Annotated in this window: 22 protein-coding genes and 1 tRNA gene; 10 read left to right on the top strand and 13 right to left on the bottom strand. The window is 63.5% G+C overall.

Features of this window, described 5'->3' with window-relative positions; all coding sequences use genetic code 11:
- The first annotated feature begins 102 nt into the window (after positions 1-102).
- A complete protein-coding gene (locus I6F20_RS03855) occupies positions 103-1,299 on the top strand; it encodes an FAD-dependent monooxygenase (RefSeq protein ID WP_225125137.1) in 1,197 nt (398 codons plus the stop codon).
- Between the two features lie 99 nt (positions 1,300-1,398).
- Here I6F20_RS03855 and I6F20_RS03850 read toward each other — a convergent pair whose 3' ends face one another.
- Genes I6F20_RS03850 through I6F20_RS03840 form a run of 3 tightly spaced genes read right to left on the bottom strand, consistent with a single transcriptional unit; the run spans position 1,399 to position 4,192 of the window.
- Positions 1,399-2,577 (bottom strand): saccharopine dehydrogenase family protein, encoded by a 1,179-nt coding sequence (locus tag I6F20_RS03850; protein ID WP_225125136.1) that lies wholly within the window; start codon positions 2,575-2,577, stop codon positions 1,399-1,401.
- A gap of 9 nt (positions 2,578-2,586) precedes the next feature.
- On the bottom strand, positions 2,587-3,369 hold the full coding sequence (locus I6F20_RS03845) for a DUF169 domain-containing protein (RefSeq protein WP_225113075.1): 783 nt from the start codon (positions 3,367-3,369) through the stop codon (positions 2,587-2,589).
- Positions 3,370-3,424: 55 nt separating this feature from the next.
- Positions 3,425-4,192 (bottom strand): YdcF family protein, encoded by a 768-nt coding sequence (locus I6F20_RS03840; RefSeq protein ID WP_036010382.1) that lies wholly within the window; start codon positions 4,190-4,192, stop codon positions 3,425-3,427.
- 168 nt (positions 4,193-4,360) lie between these two features.
- Between I6F20_RS03840 and I6F20_RS03835 the strand changes: the two genes are divergently transcribed.
- From I6F20_RS03835 to I6F20_RS03825, 3 genes are all read left to right on the top strand, one after another.
- Positions 4,361-5,302: an acetamidase/formamidase family protein gene (locus I6F20_RS03835; protein WP_225125135.1), complete on the top strand. Its 942-nt coding sequence runs from the start codon at positions 4,361-4,363 to the stop codon at positions 5,300-5,302.
- A 200-nt stretch (positions 5,303-5,502) separates the two neighbouring features.
- Positions 5,503-5,700 carry a hypothetical protein gene (locus I6F20_RS03830; protein WP_024341172.1) on the top strand — a complete coding sequence of 66 codons (198 nt, stop codon included), beginning with the start codon at positions 5,503-5,505 and terminating at the stop codon, positions 5,698-5,700.
- 75 nt (positions 5,701-5,775) lie between these two features.
- Complete coding sequence (locus tag I6F20_RS03825; protein WP_036010389.1) at positions 5,776-6,255, top strand: GcrA family cell cycle regulator; 480 nt, start codon at positions 5,776-5,778, stop codon at positions 6,253-6,255.
- A 270-nt stretch (positions 6,256-6,525) separates the two neighbouring features.
- Here the strand turns inward: I6F20_RS03825 and I6F20_RS03820 are convergent, their stop codons facing one another.
- Positions 6,526-8,013, bottom strand: coding sequence for a porin (locus I6F20_RS03820; RefSeq protein WP_225125134.1), 1,488 nt, complete (start codon positions 8,011-8,013; stop codon positions 6,526-6,528).
- A gap of 407 nt (positions 8,014-8,420) precedes the next feature.
- On the opposite strand from I6F20_RS03820, the gene I6F20_RS03815 reads away from it, so the two are divergent.
- On the top strand, positions 8,421-8,927 hold the full coding sequence (locus I6F20_RS03815; protein ID WP_036010395.1) for a MarR family winged helix-turn-helix transcriptional regulator: 507 nt from the start codon (positions 8,421-8,423) through the stop codon (positions 8,925-8,927).
- 10 nt (positions 8,928-8,937) lie between these two features.
- On the opposite strand, the gene I6F20_RS03810 is transcribed toward I6F20_RS03815, so the two are convergent.
- Positions 8,938-10,050 carry an alpha/beta hydrolase family protein gene (locus I6F20_RS03810; RefSeq protein WP_036010398.1) on the bottom strand — a complete coding sequence of 371 codons (1,113 nt, stop codon included), beginning with the start codon at positions 10,048-10,050 and terminating at the stop codon, positions 8,938-8,940.
- Positions 10,051-10,403: 353 nt separating this feature from the next.
- Positions 10,404-11,375: an SDR family NAD(P)-dependent oxidoreductase gene (locus I6F20_RS03805; RefSeq protein WP_036010412.1), complete on the bottom strand. Its 972-nt coding sequence runs from the start codon at positions 11,373-11,375 to the stop codon at positions 10,404-10,406.
- 408 nt (positions 11,376-11,783) lie between these two features.
- Here I6F20_RS03805 and I6F20_RS03800 point away from each other — a divergent pair, with 408 nt between their 5' ends.
- Positions 11,784-12,023 carry a hypothetical protein gene (locus I6F20_RS03800; RefSeq protein ID WP_025036674.1) on the top strand — a complete coding sequence of 80 codons (240 nt, stop codon included), beginning with the start codon at positions 11,784-11,786 and terminating at the stop codon, positions 12,021-12,023.
- A 147-nt stretch (positions 12,024-12,170) separates the two neighbouring features.
- On the opposite strand, the gene I6F20_RS03795 is transcribed toward I6F20_RS03800, so the two are convergent.
- Complete coding sequence (locus I6F20_RS03795; RefSeq protein ID WP_225125133.1) at positions 12,171-13,142, bottom strand: alpha/beta fold hydrolase; 972 nt, start codon at positions 13,140-13,142, stop codon at positions 12,171-12,173.
- A 121-nt stretch (positions 13,143-13,263) separates the two neighbouring features.
- Between I6F20_RS03795 and I6F20_RS03790 the strand changes: the two genes are divergently transcribed.
- From I6F20_RS03790 to I6F20_RS03775, 4 genes are all read left to right on the top strand, one after another.
- Positions 13,264-13,884 (top strand): TetR/AcrR family transcriptional regulator, encoded by a 621-nt coding sequence (locus I6F20_RS03790; RefSeq protein WP_036010401.1) that lies wholly within the window; start codon positions 13,264-13,266, stop codon positions 13,882-13,884.
- Positions 13,885-14,252: 368 nt separating this feature from the next.
- Positions 14,253-15,506 (top strand): OpgC domain-containing protein, encoded by a 1,254-nt coding sequence (locus I6F20_RS03785; protein ID WP_063822468.1) that lies wholly within the window; start codon positions 14,253-14,255, stop codon positions 15,504-15,506.
- A complete protein-coding gene (locus I6F20_RS03780) occupies positions 15,503-16,048 on the top strand; it encodes a hypothetical protein (protein ID WP_225125132.1) in 546 nt (181 codons plus the stop codon). The genes I6F20_RS03785 and I6F20_RS03780 overlap by 4 nt, the downstream gene beginning before the upstream one ends.
- Positions 16,049-16,213: 165 nt before the next feature.
- Positions 16,214-16,720, top strand: a complete 507-nt coding sequence (locus I6F20_RS03775; protein ID WP_036010404.1) for a septal ring lytic transglycosylase RlpA family protein — start codon at positions 16,214-16,216, stop codon at positions 16,718-16,720.
- Between the two features lie 200 nt (positions 16,721-16,920).
- Here the strand turns inward: I6F20_RS03775 and I6F20_RS03770 are convergent, their stop codons facing one another.
- The 6 genes from I6F20_RS03770 to plsX form a co-directional block, all read right to left on the bottom strand.
- Positions 16,921-17,412 (bottom strand): DUF421 domain-containing protein, encoded by a 492-nt coding sequence (locus tag I6F20_RS03770; protein ID WP_225125131.1) that lies wholly within the window; start codon positions 17,410-17,412, stop codon positions 16,921-16,923.
- Positions 17,413-17,740: 328 nt separating this feature from the next.
- Positions 17,741-17,818 (bottom strand) — tRNA-Pro (locus I6F20_RS03765).
- Positions 17,819-17,927: 109 nt separating this feature from the next.
- Positions 17,928-18,503, bottom strand: a complete 576-nt coding sequence (locus I6F20_RS03760) for a MerR family transcriptional regulator (protein ID WP_057029740.1) — start codon at positions 18,501-18,503, stop codon at positions 17,928-17,930.
- A gap of 24 nt (positions 18,504-18,527) precedes the next feature.
- Positions 18,528-18,869, bottom strand: coding sequence for an integration host factor subunit alpha (locus tag I6F20_RS03755; protein WP_036010431.1), 342 nt, complete (start codon positions 18,867-18,869; stop codon positions 18,528-18,530).
- Between the two features lie 132 nt (positions 18,870-19,001).
- A complete protein-coding gene (locus I6F20_RS03750; protein WP_225125130.1) occupies positions 19,002-19,982 on the bottom strand; it encodes a beta-ketoacyl-ACP synthase III in 981 nt (326 codons plus the stop codon).
- On the bottom strand, positions 19,979-21,040 hold the full coding sequence (gene plsX, locus I6F20_RS03745) for a phosphate acyltransferase PlsX (protein ID WP_036010436.1): 1,062 nt from the start codon (positions 21,038-21,040) through the stop codon (positions 19,979-19,981). The genes I6F20_RS03750 and plsX overlap by 4 nt, the downstream gene beginning before the upstream one ends.
- Between the last annotated feature and the right edge of the window lie 147 nt (positions 21,041-21,187).

Below are 21,187 nucleotides of genomic sequence, written 5' to 3'. Positions count from 1 at the left end.
TGACAAGGCCCACCTCATCTCTTAGGCAATATATATCTTAGTCACTAAGATAATTAGTGACCGTAATTTCTCCTAGCACCACGGAAACGTCGGGAGCAAGCCATGGCCCACCGTCCCCGCAAGGCGCTGATCATCGGCGCCGGCATCGCCGGCCCCGTCGCCGCGATCCTGCTGCGCCGCGCCGGCATCGAATCCGCGATCTACGAGGCCTGGCCCTATTCGAAAGGGACCGGCGGCGGCCTGCAGATCGCACCGAACGGCATGCATGTCCTGGACGAGATCGGGCTGGCGAAGCAGCTGATCGACCGCGGCTCGGTCGCGGAAGCCTTCAACTTCTATTCGCAGGGCGGCGAGAAGCTCGGCTCGATCAACCGCGACCTGGCGCGGCGCTTCGGCCAGCCGGCCGTCAACATCGCGCGCGCCACGCTGAACGAGATCCTGATCGACAAGGCCTGGTGCGCCTCTGTCTCGCTCTATTTCGAGAAACGCCTGATCAAGATCGAGGATCGCGGCGACCAGCCGATTATCGCCTACTTCGCCGACGGCACCACCGCCGAAGGCGACTTCCTGATCGGCGCCGACGGCGTGCACTCGGTCGTGCGCCGCCAGGTGGTGCCTGACGGCCCGCAGCCGTTCGACACCGGCCTGATCGGCTTCGGCGGCTTCGTGCCGCATGCCGTGCTCGACGGCAGATCCAGCGGCCAGCACGTCGAAACGACCTTCGGCCAGAGCGGCTTCTTCGGCTACGCCTATTGCAGCTCCGATCCGAAAGACGGCGTGATGTGGTGGAGCACGCAGCCGGCGCACGGCATGGACGCGGCGACGTTCCGCGCGCTCGACCATGCGACGCTGAAGCAGCATCTGCACAGCTTCCATCACGGCTGGCATGATCCGATCCCCGCCATCATCGAAACGGCCGAGAACATCGTGGTCACCGACACGCTCGACGTCGCGACCCTGCCGACCTGGTCGCGCAAGCGTTCGCTTCTGATCGGCGATGCCGCGCACGCGACCAGCCCTCACGCCGGCCAGGGCGCCTCGCTGGCGCTGGAGGACGCGATGCGATTTGCTCGGCTGATGCAGGAGGGCCAGGAGCTCGGCGCCACTTTCCAGGCCTTCGAGGCCGAGCGCCGCCCGCGCACCGAGAAGATCGTCGCGATCGCCCGCCGCAACGGCAACAACAAGCGCGAGTTCAGCGCCACCGGCGCCTGGATGCGCAATCAGATGCTGAAATGGCTGCTGCCGCTGGGCGCCAAGGGCATGGACTTCATGTACGCGTACGATGCGCGGGCGGCGTGACAGAGACGATGCCGTAGGGTGGGCAAAGCGCAGCGTGCCCACCACCGAGAGATGGTGGGCACGGGGCGTTGCGCCTTTGCCCACCCTACGAGAGCCAACCTAGCTCTCCACTTTGAACGTCAGCCCGGCATTGTCCTGCAGCCGCTTGATCAGCTTGTGCTGCATCGCTGCGCCCGGCGTCCAGAAGCCGGCGGGAACGTCGCTCGCATCGCGCAGCAGGCAGATGGCGCATTCGGAGATCATCTTCGAGGTCGAGCCGTAGCCGGGATCGCGGTCGCCGGTGACGCCGGCGCGGACCATGCGGCCGTCGGGGGCGATCGCGACATAGAGCAGGTTGAACAGGCCGTTCTCCCGCTCCTCCTTCGACGGCCCCTCGCCCGGCTTCGGCGCGTTCGGGCCGGTCTTCTCGGCATTGGCCGCCATCACGCGCTTGGCGTTGGCCTCACCCTTCTCGCCGGGGCCAGTCAGCACCATCTCGTCGTAGACGAAGTCCTTCCCGTAGGGAAAGCCCATCAGCATGTTGGAGCGATGGACGTTGCGGGTGTTGATCAGCGCCATCATGAACGGCGCGGCCCAGGATTGCAGGTCCTCCTCGAAGACCGCCCTGTTGCCCTTGGGCTGCTTCGGGCCGGTGAAATCAGGCGTCAGCGCGAAGTGGTCGTTGAGGATGGCGACGAGGCTGAGATCCTTGGCGACGGCGTCGAAGGTCGCCTTCGCGCTCGCCGCCGTGCCGCCTGACAACGTGCCGCGCATGTCGCGCACGCGGCCCTTCACGCGCGGTGCCGGCGCGCCGAACACGCGCCTGGCTTCCTCCTGCACGAAGAAGGTGCCGAGCTCGAACGGCACGGAATCATAGCCGCAGGAGAACACGATGCGCGCGCCGCTCGCCTTGGCCGCCGCCTCGTACTTGTCGATCATCTGCCGCATCCAGACCGGCTCGCCGCAGAGATCGAAATAATCCACACCCGCAGCGACGCAGGCAGCTAACAGGTCCTCGCCGTAGAACTGGTAGGGGCCGACCGTCGTGATCACCGATTTGGTTTGCGCCACCATCGCCTTCAGCGACGCCGCATCCGACGCATCCGCCACGATCAGCGGCGTGTCGGCCGGCGCGCCGATCGCATCGCGCACCGATTTCAGCTTGTCGAGGCTGCGGCCCGCCATCGCCCATTTCAGCGCCTTGTCGTCCTTGTAATGCGCCGCCAGATATTCGGCGACGAGCTGGCCGGTGAAGCCGGTCGCGCCGTAGACGACGATGTCGAATTTCGCAGAGCTCATGATCGGCCTTTACTTCTTCGCGTAGCTCACGCCCATGCCGGCACGGACGTCGCTTTGAATGCCATAGGGCGGGATCGGGTAGCGCAGGCCGTTCTTCGCCAGCGCCTTCATGCCCTCGATTGCCTTGGCGAGATGCGAGGGCTTCAATGCCATCAGCATCTCCTCGTCCGGCACGCCGCCATAGCGCCGTTCGGCATAGCATGGCAAGGACAGGCTGGGCTCCCCGGTCTTGAGCGCCCGCCCCCAGGAATCCGCGCAGGCGGTCTCGCCGACCACGCCCCATTCGAACTTCTTGTAGCCGGTATATTGCAGCCCGTTGATCAGGATGATCATCTGCCCCGGCGTCGCATAGACGAGGCAGATATCGGGAGGATCGAGCCGGCCGCTCGCGAGTGGGCTGACGGCGAGCGCCTGATAGTGCCCGAACGGAACCACGTCCAGCGCCGCCTGGCGCTTGCGCGCGTCCTCCGCCGTGCCGTGCCAGACCCCGACATAGTTTTCGCCGGCGAGCCATTTCTCGTCCTGCGGCGCAAGACCGATCACCGCGCGGCATTGGGCGCCTACGAGATCGTCGGCGGTGATGCCGACGGTCCAGCCCAGGCGCGCGGCCATGCTGACAATCTGATCGGTGGTGTGAATTGCGTTCGGGCGGCGGATCTTCGGGATCGCCTCCATTTCTGCGACGCTCGCGAACAGCTTCATGCCGATCACGTTCGTCTTCAGCCGCAGCAGGCTGTTGAGATCGGCGACGAGGCCGGCAAGGTCGATCCTGCCCGTACTCTGCTGTTGCATGGCTTCCTCCGCGCCGGCGATGGTGCGCCGCGTATTCTTGTTTTGCGGCTTTGTTCTAGTCCCTGCCCGGTCCCGGAAGCAACTCGGAGATCCTGCCCATCAGACGGTAAGCGGTAAGACCGATCCACTCGCGCACCGCAACTTCGGTTCGTCTCAAGCCGTCCGCGCCCATGTTGGTGAAGGAGAATAGATCCTCACGTCCTCCCATCCGCCAGTCCACCGGATAGGCCTCGACGTCAAATCCGGCCTTGCGGAAGATCCCCATCGAGCGCGGCATATGGAAGGCCGACGTCACCAGGAGCCAGCGCTCGCCGGGCTTTGGCGATACCAATTGCTTGGTGAAGATCGCATTCTCCCAGGTGTTGCGGGAGTTACGCTCGAGGATCAGGCGGTCCTTCGCGATGCCGAGATTCTCCAGGATCGGCGCGGAATAGTCGGCCTCCCTGGCCTCGCTCGACACCAGGTTCGCGGAGCCGCCGGTGAAGACGATGCGCGCATTGGGGTAGCGGCGCGCAAGCTCGGCCGGCGCAAACAGACGATCGGCCGCGTGCGCGACGACCGGCGTGCGATGCGCCGCCGACAGATCGGTGTCGACCGAGCCGCCGAGCACGATGATGCCGTCGGGCGCGCCGCGCGAGGCGTCCCACGCCGGGAAGCGCGACTCCAGCGGGTAGATCAAGAGATTGCCGAGCGGCGAGAACGCCGCGAGCGCCAGCAGCACCAGCGTGGTCACGGCAAGCCGGCGGCCAAACGCGGCAAAGCGCGTCGCCATCAGCACGACAGACACAATTCCGAGCTCGACCAGAAGATTGATCGGCAGCAGCGCGACGCCGATGGTCTTGGAGAGAGCGAAAAACAGAGGAGCCTCGCTGGAATGATCGTGCCTGCCATGCGCGGACTTGGCCGGCACGGCCTTGTTCGGAAATCCTTCTTGAAAGAGGATCGATCGCCGGGTCAAGCCCGGACCGATCAAACCAACCGGACGCGGCAAATGACCCATCATCACCTGCATTGCAGCCCCGAAACCTGCCATTGGGGCTTCTTCGAAGCCGCACTCGAGCCCGTCCTCACCGTAGGCAGCGGCGACGAGGTGACGGTCGATACCATCAGCGGCGGCCCCGACATGCTGCCTGATCGCGACAGGTTTCACATTCCGCCCGAGATGCACCAGGTTCATGCCAAAAACGAGCGCATGCTGCCGGGCCACATCCTCACCGGTCCGATCGCGATCGAAGGGGCCGAGCCCGGCGACGTGCTCGCGGTCGAGATCCTCGACGTGCAGCTCCGGCAGGATTGGGGCTGGAACATGATCAAGCCGCTGTCCGGCACCCTACCCGACGATTTCCACGAGACGCGGATCCTGAACATTCCGCTCGACCGTACCAGGATGGTCGGCCGCATGCCGTGGGGCCTCGACCTGCCGCTGAAGCCGTTCTTCGGCGTGATGGGCGTATCGCCGCCGCCAGCCTGGGGCCGCATCTCCTCGCTGATCCCGCGCGCGATTGGCGGCAATCTCGACAACAAGGAGCTCGGCGCAGGTGCGACGCTGTATCTGCCGGTGTTCGTGCCGGGGGCAATGTTCTCCTGCGGCGACGGCCATGGCGTGCAGGGCGACGGCGAGGTCTGCGTCACCGCGATCGAGACCGCGCTGCAGGGCCGCTTCCGCCTGACGCTCCGCAAGGACCTGAAGCTCGACTACCCCCGCGCCGAGACGCCGACGCACTACATGACCATGGCGATGGACCCCGATCTCGACCAATGCGTGGTGCGCGCGCTCCGCGACATGATCGCGCTGCTCGGCGAAACGCGAAATCTGTCGCGCGAGGATGCCTACACGCTGTGCAGCCTCGCCGCCGATCTCCGGGTGACCCAGACCGTCAACGGCGCCAAAGGCATCCATTGCATGATCGAAAAGGCGATCGTGCACGGCTGAGCCGCAGCGCCCTTTCCTGACCTGCCGACATCACGCCGCCGCCCGGTCTTCCCGGCGGCGCGTCGTGATGTGTCCGATTCTCAAGCGATTCCAATCACGTGAGCTTCCGCCCCAGCGCTGATTTGACTTCCACCCCCGAACCTAAATAGAGTCTTAATCGTTACTTTTATGTACCCGAGTAAGAGGCTAGCGTTCGGGCCATGGCCACCGAAAAAGCCGAGACTGACCGCATTCCCGTAACCTTGGCGCTCTCGACCATCGCGTATCTGGAGAAGCTGGTGAGACAGGGCACCCACGGCACCAGCGTTCCCGGCGTCGCACGGACATTGATCGAGGAAGGCATCCGTCTCGCCATCAAAGACGGTCTTCTGTCGATCCGCGACAATGGCAGGACGTGAGCGCGCTCGGTACGTGAGGCGGACGGATCTCGAGACCGCGGATGGCCGACATCTGCAACCTGGGATCGCCGACAAATGCCTGTTCTCTCACCGACCTGGACCGACGAACGAATCGAACTCCTGAAGCAGCACTTCGAGGCCGGCCTCTCCTGTCGCGAGATCGCCGCCGACATCGGCGTCAGCCGCAACGCGGTGATCGGCAAATTGTCGCGGCTCAATCTGACGCGCGGCCGGACGGTCGACGACCGAAAGGTCCAGGACAAAGGCCTGGCGCCGGCGCGGATGCGCAAGGCCGTGCCGCGGCTGCAATACGAGATGCTCGCCACGATCTATGGCGAGACCGATGCGCCGGTGTTTGCCGGCCCAATCGACGAGGCCAACCGCTGCTCGTTGCTGGAGCTGTCGGAGAATCGCTGCCGCTGGCCGATCTCGACGCCGGGCGCAGCCGATTTCTGCTTCTGCGGCAACACGGCGCCGGACGGCCAGCCCTATTGCGCCGGCCACAGCCGCCTCGCCTACCGGCCGCCGGCGCGCACCCGCGTGATACGCGGCTGACGTTGCGGGCATCTGGACAACAAAAAACCTCCGGCGGGGCATCGCCGGAGGTTTCTGGAGGCTTAGCATGAAGCTAAGAGCCGCAACTTTCGTATCTGGCTGGCAGTGATATAGCTTAGTAGCTCAAGTAAGTAAATAAGTTTGACGCGACGGAATCGCATGGCTCGCCTTCGTGTTCCGCAACGGCATTCGATTTTCCGAAACTCTTGCCCATGAAAAACCCCGGCGGTTTCCCGCCGGGGGTCTCCGATCGATTTGCGGGATCGAGGATCAGAAGTTGCGCTGAGCGCGCAGCAGCATGCTCACCGAGTCCTGGTCCTTCAGCTCGTACACGGCCGCCGGCTTCGCAGCGCTGGCAATGCCCGGGCTCGCGATGAAGCCGGAGTACTTCTGGTCCAGACGCGACCAGCTCAAGTCGGCAGTGAACGCCAGGCCCTTGACCGGGGTCCACACGGTGTTCACACCGACCACCGCGAAGTTGAAGTCCGGATTACAGGTCGAACCGGCCAACCCGATTGCGGCGAAGTTGGTGCAGATCAGGGCCTTGCCCGTGTTGCCGTACTTCAGCTGGGCGTATCCACCGTAGATGGCGCTGGCCCAGTTCGGGCTCCAGTTGTGGGTATAGCCGCCACGGAAGCCCCAGGTCTTGACGGTATCGATGCCGGTACCGGTTCCGAACACGCCGTCGGCGAGACCGGCGAACCCGGTGCTCTGATACGCGCCGTTGCCGCTGCCGCTGAACATGAAGAAGCTCTGCGGGAACAGGCTCTGGAAGTTGTAGCGGGTCGCACCGTCGGTGTAGACGGCCTGCAGGTTGATGACGTCACCCGCGCCGGTCGGGATGTTCTTGATCGACAAGGCGCCCTGCACGGCCCAGCCCCACTTGTCGGAGGGATGACCGGTGACTTCAGTCGCGCCGTAATAGGCTGAATGCAGCTCATGGGCCGCGACCGAGATCTGCGCCAGACCCCAGGCCTGGTCGACACGAACCTGACCGATCACCTCGGGCATGCGCGTGCCGCCCCAGGCGCTGGCGCCATAGACGCCGGTCACGAACTGCGCCGCCGTACCCGACGACACGTTCCAGAGGTTCGACTGACCATTGTTCGCCGAGGTCTCGTCCTGCAGCGCGAACGAAGCAGTGATGCCCTGGCCGAAGTCAGCCGTGTAGGCAACCTGGTTCACGCCGTTGACGTGGTTGGAGCCGCCCGGAAGGGTATCGGGGCCGCCGGCCGGATAGCTCTGCCAGGGAGCGTCGAAGATCGAGACCGTGCGGCCGAAGGTGAAGCCCGCGAACTGGATGAACGCATGGTAGAGACCGAGCGAGGCCGAACTGGTCGAGAACGCCGACGGGTTGCTGCCGGTGACGTTCGTGGTGTCGTAGCTGACGACCAGGTCGGCGTAGGTGCGAACAACGCCGTATTCGGTCGCCGTGCGGGTATCGACGTTGAAGTCCAGACGAGCGCGGCTGTAGTAGTAGTTGGTCAGACGGTTGTTGGACCCGCCGTTCACACTGCTCGAGCTGTTCCTGAAGCCATAGTCGCCGCCGCCGCCGAGAAGCATGTCAGCGCGGATGTAACCACCAAACTTGATGCAGGTATCGGTGCCCGGCATGTAGTAGAAACCCGCGCCGTAAAGCGAGCAGATCTTCACGTATTCGACTGCCTTGGCCTTGACCGGAAGATCAGCCGCCTGAGCTCCACCAACGGCGATCAGTCCCGCCGCAGTGCCGAGCAAAAGGCTCTTCACCACTTTCATTTAAAACCTCCAAGTTGCTCATTTCACGGAGACCGGACCGTGAGGCCCCCCAGATCCCCGTCTCTTCATCAAATCCGCTCGGCCGCTTCGCGTTTTCGGACGTACCTGCATTCGCGAGGGACGTGAGCGAACCACCTGCAACGGGACGATCGAGAACCCCCCACCGTCGGGATCAATATGCCCGCGCCGTTCCGTTAATCAAAATAGTTTATTAGATCAGCTTTGTGGTTTCACTAACCCTGTGGCCGCAACGCAACACCGGTGTTGAGCCAAAAAGCCTGATCGGGTCATATTTGTAGTTTTCGTGACACCATTACCCTGCTCTGCACTTGCGTCAGAGCAGAGTTGCGTGGACTATGCCCGCCGAAAATGAGCCGGAAAGAGAATCAGCTTGCGGGAGTGACGCTGTGTCCGCGACGAGGAAGGAAGGCGCGCGCCTGCGCACCATCGGCAACCTGGATATCATCAGGCGATTCACCTGGGAGATATCGTCGATCAACATGTATCTCGAGGAGCTGCGTCAGTTCTGGGCGAGGACGCTCGGCATCAGCGGACCGCAATGGCTGATCCTGATGGCCATCTCGGACCTCGACAAGGACGACGGCATTCCGGTCAACGTCGTGTCCAAGCTCCTCCACGTCGATCCGTCCTTCGTCACCACCCAGTCCAAGCTGCTGGAGAAGAAGGGCCTTTTGCGCCGCCGCCCCTCGCCGACCGACGCGCGCGTGGTCCGGCTATCCCTGACCGAGAAAACGCAGAAGCACCTGGCGAGCCTCAACGAGCAGTACAAGACCATCAAGGAATTCGTCTTCCAGGAGTTCGACGAGGCCGAGCTCGCCGAATTCACCACCAAGCTCGCGACGCTGAAGACCCGGCTGGAAAAGGCCTGCGTCCGCCTCAGCCTGGACCTCTGACGGCTCGCCGCTAGATCCGCCCCGCGCCACGGAGCCGCGATTCCAGCCAGTCGAATATATATTCGTTGGCAAGGCTCGGATTGTCGGCATGGGCCTGCGCGGCGCCGGTCTCCGCCGCGGTGAACACTTTCAGCGTGACATCCGAGCTGCCGAGCCGGGAATTCCGGACGAGCTGACGCGCCCGGTCGGCCTTGAGCCAGCCGTCCTCCCCGAGCGTGATCAGCACCGGGCAGTCGGCGCTGGAGGCCATCAGCGGCGCATGCGGCACAGGGACGATGCTGACGTCGCTCATCGCGAATCGGCTGGCGAAAAAGGCCCGCTCGTGCAGATCCCACAGGCCGCCGTCGCAGACGGCGGCGGCAAGCCGCGGCTCCTGCAGCACCGCGCGCGCCACGAAGGACGAGCCCCAGCCATCGGCGATGATCCCGACCCGCGCGAAATCGACGTCCTGCCGCATCTCCAGATAATCCATGACGCCGGGGATCGCACTCTCGAGATCCTGGCGCCGCAATAGCGCCTCGAGAAAATCGTCGCGCTGGTCGCCGAACAGGTCGAGCGCCAGCATCGAGAAGCCACGCTCGCGCGCGTGCGGCACGAGCTTGAACAGAAATTCTTCCTTGCGGTGGCCGGGCTCGCCGATGCAGATCACGGTCGGCGCCGGCTCCTTCCCCGATGGCGCAGGTAGGAAGTATCCCTGCAGCGAGTGCCCGTCGAGCCAGGGTATCGTCACCACCTCGCCGGCCGGGCTGCGCGCGGCGAGATAGCGGCGCGCGCATTCCTGCATGGCCAGCACGGCGACCCAGCGGCGCTCGTCGGCGGGATCGAGCGGCATCGCTGCGGCACCATAATAGTTCATGGCGCGCAGCCAATTGCGCTGCGCACTGGCGCGGTGGCCCTCCGCGAACGCGGTCTCCGCGCGCTGCCGATTGGTCTGCGCCAGCTTCTTCCACTCGCGGTGCCAGGAGCGGTCGTCGCCGCGCTTCAGCTGCCGCGCGATCATCAGGCATTCCGCGATCGTGGCGCCGCCCTCCTGGGCCGCCGCGAGCAGCCGCGTGAACTCAGCTGAAATGTCCTCTCGCTCCGGGCAAAAGGTCCAGTCGTCGGAGAGGCAGGCGGGCATCATTGGGAGCTACGCTCTAATCGTCGCGTTACCCCGATTGACTAAACCATTTTAAGTCGCCGACCAAGCCGGCGCGCGTGTCATTACAGGCATGTGAGATCAACATCGCTTGAACATCGTCATGACGGATGGGTGACATTCCAACAGCTCATAGTGCGCGACGAACATTGGCAGCAGCTGACACATAGAATTGTCCGAGCATCTCTTGCCATGACGACCATCATAGCCATATTAGCGCGCCTCGTTGGCGCGCTAACGAATATGACCCCTGGCGGCGGCGTGCGCGCACGCCTCTCCTTCGAGACGGCGCTGACGTGCCTCCTCGGGTGCGATGGGTGGGCGCCCCGGCAGCGGCCTCAACCAAGCCGCCAGCCGACCTCCTGCGTAAAACTTTCGAAGAAGGCGCGGTCATAGGCCTGCTCCGGCGCGGCGCGCACGCGCTCGTCGAGAAGCTTGGCGTCCTCGCCGACCAGAATGCGCCACCGCTCCGCCTTGACCCCGTCGAGGATGATCTTGGCGGCTTCTGCCGCCGTCGTCGGCGCATCCTCCAGGAAGCTGCGGGCGCGCTCGGCGAACGCCGCCTGGATGTCCTCGTCCGACATCCCGTCGGCATCCGGCACGCCGGCCGCGACCATGCGCTTGCGGGTCAGCGCGACCTCATCGGCATTGAGCCGCTCCGAGCCGTCGGCGCTCTGCACCTTGCGCGAGTTGGAGACGATCGAGGTGCCGATATGGCCGGGCATCACCACCGAGCATTTGACGTGCGGCGCATGCAGGCGCAAATCGTTGATCAGCGCTTCGGTGAATCCCTTCACTGCGAATTTGGCCGCACTGTAGGCGGTGTGCGCCTGGTTCATGCCGATCGAGGCCCAGAAGCCGTTGACGCTGGCGGTGTTGACGATGTGGGCTTCGTCCGCGGCCACCAGCATCGGCAGGAAGGTGCGCACGCCGAGATAGACGCCGCCCCAGCAGATGTTGAAGGTGCGCTCCCATTGCTCGCGGGTGTTGGTGAACAGGCTGCCGCCGCCGCCAATGCCGGCATTGTTGAACAACAGATGGATCCTGTCGGTCTGCTGCTGCTCGGCGAGCTCATCGCGAAAACGCTTCAGATGGTCCTCGATCGCGACGTCGGCGACGTGCGTCGTGACGCGCAGCCCCTGCGGCAGCTTCTCGGCCTCGCACAGCCGCTTGGTCTCGGCCATCGCGGCCTCCGAGACGTCGCACATGGCGACGTTGCAGCCCTCGGCCACGAGCTGCCGCGCGAGCTCGCGCCCCATGCCCGTGCCGCCGCCGGTGATGACTGCGATCTTTCCAGCAAAATCCTTCATGGGACTTCGGTCCCTCCCCTTGTCGGTGTGTTTCTTGGTCACGGCGCCGCTGACCGCGGCGCGCGCAAAACTGTAGCAGCGCGACATCCGCGGGTAAAAGCCGTGCGCTGCCCTCTTCGCCTTCGGTAATTTCGGCGGGCGGACTACGCGCGATGTTGCGCGCGGGCCTTGTGAAGTGGCTCATAGGCGACACGGCCCGGATAATCGATCATTCCCAGGTGTTTTCCAGCGGGTTCCCCGTATTTGTCCGGCTTCGGGTTAATGGCAATTTTTCTACAATCCGAATCGCCAAATGGGGGTGGACGCTGGATTGAGTCGGCCAGGCCAGCGTGTTGTTTGCGTGTCACAGGCTCTGGCACTCCGCTTGCATCCTCTTCGTGGTCAGAAACAACCAACGAGGTGATAGGAATGTTCGTGACCGTCGTTGCCGTGCTTTGCCGGCTGGGCGCAGCCAGCTCAGGCAGTTGCGTCGAGGAAATCGTGACCGACAGCAACATGACACCCGAAATTTCGCTGATGCAGTGCGCGATCGGCGCACAAGCGCCTCTCGCGAAGTGGATGGGTGAGCATCCGATCTATCACGCGAACTGGCGCCTCGAGCGCTACAAATGCGTGCCGGGTCACTATGAGATCAAGGGCCACGCCTAAGGCCCCGCAAAACCACTGGTACCGAGACCACGGATACCAGAACGTTCAATCCAAGAGGAAACGCCCGGGGGCCGCTTATTCCCTCCGCGCGGACACAGCGCCAGACCGATCACGGCAGCGCTCTGTGACAATGATCACGCCCTCCCTCTAAGCCACTTCACGCAAGATGATCGCGCGTGCCCGCCGTCCTTCCGGCGTCGGCATCAGCGCGAAGTTGTGCGGCTGCTCGCGCAATAGATGCAGCTCGACCGGCACGCCCACCGCCCTCGCCCTTGCGGCAAGATCGACGCTGTCGGGATAGAGAAGATCGCGGGTGCCCGAAAAGATCGTCATCGGTGCGAGCGCGTGGAAGCCGCCGTTGAGCGGGCTGACGAAGGGATGGCCGACCTCAAGCTCGCCGGCATAGAGCCGCGCCGCCTCGACGATGCCCGGAATATCCTGGATCGGATCGCGCGCCGCGATCGCAACCTGCTCCGGACGGCCGACCGAGGCATCGGCCGCGGGCGAGATCAGCAGCATCCGGCTCGGCTGCCGATGACCGCGATCGCGCAGCCATTGGCAGGCGGCGAGCGCAAGGCCAGCGCCGGCCGAATTGCCGACGACCGTCACCTTTGCATCGCCCGCGTCTTCCAGCAGCATGCGCAGCAGCTCGGCCGTCGCCGGCACGACGTCCTTGGCGGTCGCCCGCGGCGCCAGCGGGTAGATCGGCACGACGCAGCAGATTCGCGCCTTGCGCGTCATCTCACCGATGAAGCGCCAATGCGCCGGCGCGATCTCGTTGATGTAGCCGCCGCCATGCAGGAACATGACGTAGTTGCAGCCCTCGTGGCCTGACGCCGGCTCGGTGTAGTAGACCGGCCAGCCGCCCATCTTGGTCAGCGTCACCTCGACGTTGCCGACCCCGACCGGCTCGTGAGAGGCCGGCGCCAGCGCCAGCTTCTGCACACGCGCCAGCACCGCCTCGGCGGATGCAAGCTGCTGCTTGTAGGGAAGCTGCCGCAGCAGCAGGTTGAGGGCCCGGCTTTGCAGGCTTGGTGCTGGATCGCGCGGCGCCCGCGCGCCGAATACGCAGCCGCCCGGACAGAATTGGAAGGCCGATACAAGTCTCGCAACGCTCATCGCCACATCCCCATCCGGCTGTTTCGACCCGGCGACGAAGAGGGTTGCCGACCCGCCGCCATTGGTCGATATAATGCGAGCATTCACTCGCTTTTCCTACTCGCATTCAGATCACAAGTCCGTGGCCCGCAAACCGTCCACAACACCCCGGAAAAATGCCTCGCAGGAGCGATCCCGTGCCACCGTCGACGCGCTGGTCGAGGCAACTGCTCGCATTCTGGTCAAGGAAGGCTTCGAGAAGGCCAGTACCAACCGCATCGCCGAGATCGCCGGCGTCAGCGTCGGCTCGCTCTACCAATATTTTCCCAGCAAGGAGGCCCTCGTCGCCGCCGTGATCGATCGCCACAATGATGCGATCATGAATGTCGTCCGCGCCGCCTTCGCGGAGGTCGCCGACCTGCCGATCGAGATGGCCGTGCACCGCCTCGTCACCGTCGCGATCGAGGCCCATCACATCGACCCGAACCTGCATCGCGTCCTCGCCGAGCAGATCCCCCGCTCCGGTCACCTCGCGGAAGTCGAAGCCTACAGCCACGAAATCCACGCCCTCGTGCGCACCTATCTCGAACGCCACCGCAAGGAGATGCGCAAGATCGATCCCGCGCTCGCAGCATTCATGTGCGTGAGCGCGATCGAAGCCATCGCGCACAACACCGTGCTGAACGGAGAGATGCTGTCGGAGAAGATGGTGAAGGTGCTGGTGGACGAGACGACGCGGATGGTGGTGGGGTATTTGAGGTAGCGGAGCCTGAGATTACGGAAATCGGCGACAGCGCGCCCATTTGGATGAGGCAGCGTCCTGCGCCCTGAGAGGCGCGCCAGAATGCAGTCCAGCACTGTCACCGTAATGTCCGAACACGACGGATCGAGGAAGCGCCCACTTCGCCAGGCCCGATGACACAAAGCGCACCGCGTTTGTTCGGGACCAAGTTACCATGCATAGTACCGGGGCTCTCGGCGGGCCGCTTGACTCAGGTCAATATCCCGCCGGCCTCAGCGCGCCAACATTGTCGTATGGGTGTTGTATTGCCTGCCATCTAGCGTGAGCGATCCCGGCGGAGTGCCGGGGCGCGGACATCGATCGTGAATCGTGACACGACGGAAAGCAGAATGAAGCTCGCGCTTGCGCTGCCACCACCGCAACGTGATTTGCGTCTCGACCTGTTTCGCGGCCTCGCCAACTGGGCGATGTTTCTCGGCCATGTGCCCGGCACAGTGCTGGTGTGGTGTTCGTTCCGAAATTATGGATTCAGCGACGGGGCCGACCTGTTCGTGTTCATCTCCGGCTACACCTCGGCGCTCGTTTATACCCGAAAAATGGAGCGAGGCTTTGTGTTCGGAACGAGCAGGCTCTTCAGGCGCGTATGGCAAATCTACACCGCCCATATCGTGCTATTCATGATCTACCTGGCTTTCATCCATTTCCTGTCGGAGAGGTTCAACGCGCCTGATCTGATCGATCTGTTCAACGCCGGACCGGTCACCAGCGCGCCGATCGAGATGATGACGCAGGGGCTTTTGCTGCGATACAAGCCTCTGAATTTGGACGTGCTGCCGCTGTACGTCGTCTTGATGGGCCTGTTTCCTCCGATCCTCTGGTTGATGTTGAGATTTCCCGACGCCGCCATGATCGGGTCGGTGCTGTTATATCTGGCTGCGCGGCAATTCCATTGGAACCTGCCTTCCTATCCGTCGGGAAGCTGGTACTTCAATCCGCTGGCGTGGCAGCTTCTGTTTGTTACGGGCGCATGGCTCGCGTTGACCGGTGCGGGGCGTCTGCATTTCTTGCTGCGGTCCAGGTTCGTGCTGGTTGTTGCGGTTGCCTATTTGATTTTTGCGGCGATCATGACGTTAGCTGCTCACCAGCCTCAGCTCCGGGCCTTGTTTGCGCCTGCCTTGTTCGAGCTTTTCAATCCCAACGACAAGACCAATCTGGCGCCCTACCGCTATCTTCATTTGATGGTACTGATTATCCTTGGTGCCCGGTTCATACCGATCGATGCGCGCGGGCTACAAGCCACCATCTTGCGACCCCTGGTAAAGTGCGGCCAGCAGTCCCTCGAAGTGTTCTGTGTGGGCATTCTCCTGGCCTTCATCGGGTACTTCATCCTGCAGTTGGCAGGGAACGGCATCCTCGCTCAACTGCTCGTCGGAGCTGCGGGAATCGCGATCATGACGGCGGTTGCCTACTACAGATCCTGGTCAAAGCGAGTAGAGAAACCTTCACATGAGAGTCCGGTGGATGGAAAGAGGGCGCCGGAAAGCACCGGCCCCCTCGAGCATCTTGTAGTGCGCGCCGCCGGAACGGTGCCGCAGGTCGCTTGCGGGACGGGTACGCAGCAGCAGCCGTTAAGGGAAGTTTGACAACCGCGCCGGCCGTCAAGATCGCGATCGAGGCCCATTCCATCGACCCGAATCTGCACCGCGTCCTCGCCGAGCAGATCCCCCGCTCCGGCCACCTCGCCGAGGTCGAGGCCTACAGCCACGAAATCCACGCCCTCGTGCGCGCCTATCTCGAACGTCACCGGAAGGAGATGCGCAAGCTCGACCCCGCGCTCGCAGCGTTCATGTGCGTGAGCACGATCGAAGCCATCGCGCACAACACGGCGCTGAACGCAGCCGAGATGCTGTCGGAGAAAATGGTGAAGGTGCTGGTGGACGAGACGACAAGGATGGTGGTGGGGTATTTGAGCTGGGTGGGCGACAAGCCAGGGCACTTGCGATCTAGCTCCGCACGATGCTTCTTGAGCTTCGCATCTGGCCTGATGACGATCGCACTGCCCGCGTCCAAAGCTGATCGTATTTGCGCGACTCATCCTCCGCCGGGACGCGACCGCGTCAGTCGTCGCGCGGTAACTCGCCTCGCCAATTTAAATATTTATGCATATTTAATTTTGACAAATTAAATCATTATTATTTGAGGCCGGGCAGAACCGGAGCGTGGTCAATCTCAGTCAGGCACGCTCTTGCTCCGCGATGTCGGTATGTCATCACCGTTTTGCGCGTCTTGAGGAACGCGACCTCTGAGCTTGCATTGTCGGCTTGATCTTCAATCGTTCACGAGGTCGACAATGCATCTTCTCGTCAGAATGGCGGCGATTGCGACAGTCCCTGCTTGGATCGGATTGAACGCGAACGGCGCTGCAGCACAGGATTTCCATGACCGGTGGTCCATCATTCCGAAGGCTCAGGCAGAGCCGGCGCCTGCTGGACCCGAACAGCCGAAGAAGGATCAGATTGAGGCGCCACCTCCAACCGCACAAGAGCCATCGGCTGATCGCTCGGGCATGCGATCTTTCAATCGAGTCTTTTCGGGAAAGGCCTCCTATTATTCATATTCCAAAGGCAAGACAGCGAGCGGTTCGACATTCAATCGGAATCACCTCACGGCGGCGCATCGCAGCCTGCCGTTCGGCACCAAGGTCCGCGTGACCCATGGAGGAAGCAGCGTCATCGTCACCATCAACGACAGAGGCCCGTTCATTCGTGGCCGCGTCCTCGATCTCTCGCTCGCTGCCGCGCGCAGCTTGGGGATTACGAATCGCGGCGTAGCTCAGGTTCGTGCCGAGGTGTTGTAGCGGGCGGCTTTTGAACGGCCGTGACATTGAAAACCCGACGCGTTTGTGGATATGACCTCGAGTACTCACCGCCTTCAACGGGATGGCGATGGGGTATTTGAGGTATCAGCGCTTGTGCCTTTTGGGGAAGCCGGCGGAAGCCTCGCAGAATAACAAGTAGTCCCGCAACGCCGATCATGTCGGCGGGCAGACGAAGGTCGTCAGGCTTGCTTCTTCTTCACGCTGATATTTCCGTCGCCCTCGATATATGCCTCTACGACGTCCGAGGGACTCGCTATCCCCTCCTCGCGAAGCTTGCTCATCAACTCATCCATCGTCACCAGCTCCTGCCGCATGTGGCGGCGAAGGACCTGCCCGTTTTTGATGAGCAGGAGCGGCGCCGGCCGAGCAAGCCGCTCCACGAAAGGCACGTGATACCCGACCCAGTCGATGGCTAGATTCCAGAAAATGATGGTGGCAACGAGCACGATACCTTCTGTGATCGAGTGGTATTCGCCCGCCATGCCATTCTGCGCCGCGTCCGCCAACAGGACGACGAGAAGCAAATCGGGAATGCTGAGTCCGCCGGTTTGTCGCTTCAAAATGAACCGCATCAGGGTGAAGATGCCGAGATACATGATGGTGCCCCGCACGATCATTTCCATGATGGAATGCGTCGGGACGAAGATCTCGCTCCACGATAACTGAAACATGTTGTCCTCGCCTGAATGGAAGCGTCCTGATGCCGCGAATCGAAACTCTTATCGGACCCGAACAGTTTCGGAGTTGCGAGGAGGATGGTGAAGAGTTGAGGCTCTAGCCGACCGCTCGACCGTGATTGTCCTCTGGACGATCAGCTCCTACCACTGTCCGACGCGGCGATTCGGAAAAACAATATGACTCAATGACATCGCTACTGTGCATGGGGTTGTTTTCGTCGTTTCGATGTACCGCCCACCGCAGGCCCCGCTTCTGGCCACAGGCATCGTCGCGGCCGGAGCACGCTCCACGCCGACGGTCACCCGACAGAGGTTGAAAAAATGGTCGGAGCGAGAGGATTTGAACCTCCGACCCCTAGTCTCCCAGACTAGTGCGCTAACCGGGCTGCGCCACGCTCCGAATGCCGTTCCATTAGCTAGGATCGCCGCTTTGCGCAAGGCGAGGCCGCAGCATTTTGGTGTATCCGCCCAAGCGGGGCCGGAACTGCCCCGCAAAGCCGGGGACCGCCCTAGCCCTCCTTCAGGGCCTGATCCAGCATCTCGCGACAGGCGACGAGGTCGCCGAGGACCCGCTCCAGCCGCTCGCGGTCGAGCGCGCTGGGGCCGGCGGGCACGGCGGCGCCGCCTTTGCGGAAGGTAGTGAGGATCTCCTCGTCGTCGACCTCGGTGAAGCGGAAGTCGATGCCTTCCTCTTCATCGCCCTGATAGTCGTCATCGTCGGTGTCGGTGATGCCCTTGATGGGGGCCTCGTCCTCGGGCTCCATCAGGCTCGCGCCGATCGCGTCCTCGATGGCGCCAAAGGAGACCGCGGCCGCGCTGTCGGCGAGGCCCTGCACCGATTTGACGCCGTGCTCTTTCAGGATCCGCTGCACACCGCGGATGGTATAGCCTTCGCCGTAGAGCAGCCGGCGGATGCCTTTGAGCAGGTCGACGTCGTCGGGGCGATAATAGCGGCGGCCGCCGCTGCGCTTCATCGGCTTGATCTGGGAGAAGCGGGTCTCCCAGAACCGCAGCACGTGCTGCGGAATGTCGAGTTCCTGCGCTACTTCGCTGATGGTTCGGAACGCATCCGGCGCCTTGTCCAAAGGCCAGTCCTTTCCGAAAGGCGGTTACGCCTCTTCTTGAGCCTGGGTGGCGTCGCCGTTGGTGCGGTGCTGGGCGTTGATCCGCTGCTTCAGGATCGCCGACGGCTTGAACACCATGACGCGGCGCGGCGAGATCGGCACCTCGGTGCCGGTCTTCGGGTTGCGGCCGATGCGCTGGCCCTTCTTGCGCACCATGAAGGAGCCGAACGAGGACAATTTCACCGTCTCGCCCTTCTCCAGGCAGTCGGTGATCTCCTTCAGCACGAGTTCCACGAAGGCAGACGATTCCGTGCGCGATAGGCCCACCTTCTGGTAGACGGCTTCGCACAGATCGACACGCGTTACGGTTTTGCTGGTCTCGCTCATCGCCCTGCCCCACCTCACGGCGAACAATTCTTGTCTGAAATTATGAGCTTACGATACGGCGGTCAACACCGCACATCAATGCAGACGTAGCGATAATCGGCGCGGATTCCGGCAAAATTTTATCGGTGTGGCTTACCAGCGCACCAGCGCCGAGCCCCAGGTAAAGCCGCCACCCATGGCCTCCAGCAGGACCATGTCGCCCTTCTTGATGCGGCCGTCCTTGCGCGCCACCGAGAGCGCCAGCGGGATCGAGGCCGCCGAGGTGTTGCCGTGACGGTCCACCGTCAGCACCACCTTCTCCGGCGCGATGTGCAGCTTGTGCGCGGAAGCGTCGATGATTCGCTTGTTGGCCTGGTGCGGCACGAACCAGTCGATGCCGTCGGCATTGAGCCCTGTCGCCGCAAAGGCATCGACGATGACGTCGGTGATCATGCCGACCGCGTGCTTGAAGACCTCGCGGCCCTCCATGCGCAGATGGCCGACGGTCTGGGTCGAGGACGGCCCGCCGTCCACGAACAGCTTTGCCTTGTGGCGGCCGTCGGAGCGCAGATGCGTGGTCACGATGCCGCGGTCGGTCGCGGTATTGCCGGGTTGCTCCTGCGCCTCCAGCACCACGGCGCCGGCGCCGTCGCCGAACAGCACGCAGGTGCCGCGATCGTTCCAGTCGAGGATGCGCGAGAAGGTCTCCGCGCCGATCACCAGCGCGCGCTTGTAGGCCCCGGTGCGCAGGAAATTGTCGGCGGTGGCGAGCGCGAACACGAAGCCCGAGCACACTGCCTGCAGATCGAAGGCCGCGCCATGATTGATGCCGAGGCCGTGCTGCACGGCGACGGCGGTCGCGGGGAAGGTGTTGTCGGGCGTCGAGGTCGCCAGCACGATCAGCTCGATCGATTGCGCGTCAACGCCGGCATCGCGGAGCGCCGCCTGTGCCGCCTTGATGGCGAGGTGCGAGGTGAACTCGCCCTCGGCCGCGATGTGCCGCTCGCGAATGCCGGTGCGCTGCACGATCCACTCGTCGGAGGTATCGATGCGCGCCGCCAATTGGGCGTTGGTCACCACCTGCTCCGGCAGATAAGAGCCGCAGCCCAGCACGACCGAACGAATCTGAGTCACGAAACATCCTCCGGCGCGGGCTGCACGAATTTGAGTGCACCACCCTCGCGGTTGAGCATCTGATTGATCTTGTTCAGGAGATCGTAGTGAGCCATCTCATAGCCAACATCGATCGCATAGGCAAAGCCTTCGGCGTTGGTTCCGCCGTGGCTCTTGACCACCACCCCGTTCAGTCCCAGCAGCACGCCACCATTGGACTTGTTGGGGTCCATTTTGTCGCGCAGGGCCTGGAAGGCGCTGCGCGCGAAGAGGTAGCCGAGCTTGGACATCCAGCTCCGCTGCATCTCGTGACGAAGCAATTCCGCCATCTGCCGTGCGGTTCCCTCGGCCGCCTTCAGCGCTATGTTGCCGCTAAAGCCTTCGGTGACGATCACGTCGGCGAGCCCCTTGCCGATGCCGTCGCCCTCGACGAAGCCGATATAGTCGAGCTCCGGCAGGTTCCGCGCCCGCAGGATCTCGCTGGCCTCGCGGATCTCCTCGTGCCCCTTGATCTCCTCGGCGCCGATATTGAGCAGCCCGACTGTGGGCCGGGTCTTGTTGAACAGCACGCTCGCCTTGGCCGCGCCCATCACCGCCATCGACACCAGATGGTGGGCATCGCCGCCGAGGGTGGCGCCGAGGTCGAGCACGACGGACTCCCCGCGCAGGGTCGGCCAGATCGCCGAGATCGCCGGCCGGTCGATCCCCGGCAGGGTGCGCAGATGGAAGCGCGCCATCGCCATCAGCGCGCCGGTATTGCCGGCGGAGATCGCGACGTCCGCCTCGCCCTTCTTGACCGCGTCGATCGCGAGCCACATCGAGGAGGTCTTGCGGCCGCGCCGCAGCGCCTGGCTCGGCTTGTCCTTCATGCTGACGGCGACGTCGGTATGGATGATCTTGGAGGCGGCCTTCAGCTTCGGGTGCTGGTCGAGCTCGGGCTCGATCCTGGCGCGGTCGCCGACCAGCAGGAACTCGGTGTCGCGATGCCGGCCAAGCGAGATGGCGGCGCCCGGAATGACCACGGCGGGGCCGACATCGCCCCCCATGGCGTCCAGCGCGATGCGAACCTTGCTTGGCATGTAAGTCCTGGAAACCTGGTCTGGTGCGGTCTTGGGATCAGCGGGGCCGCAAAATGGGTTCGCCACCGGTACGGCGGCCGGCCAAGCGCCACGCCGCACCCGGACCGGGGCGCGACAATAGCGTTTTGTACCCCCGAAACAACCTCT

Source organism: Bradyrhizobium sp. IC3123, assembly GCF_020193625.1.
GTDB lineage: Bacteria > Pseudomonadota > Alphaproteobacteria > Rhizobiales > Xanthobacteraceae > Bradyrhizobium > Bradyrhizobium yuanmingense.
This window is presented reverse-complemented; position numbering and strand designations above follow the sequence as displayed.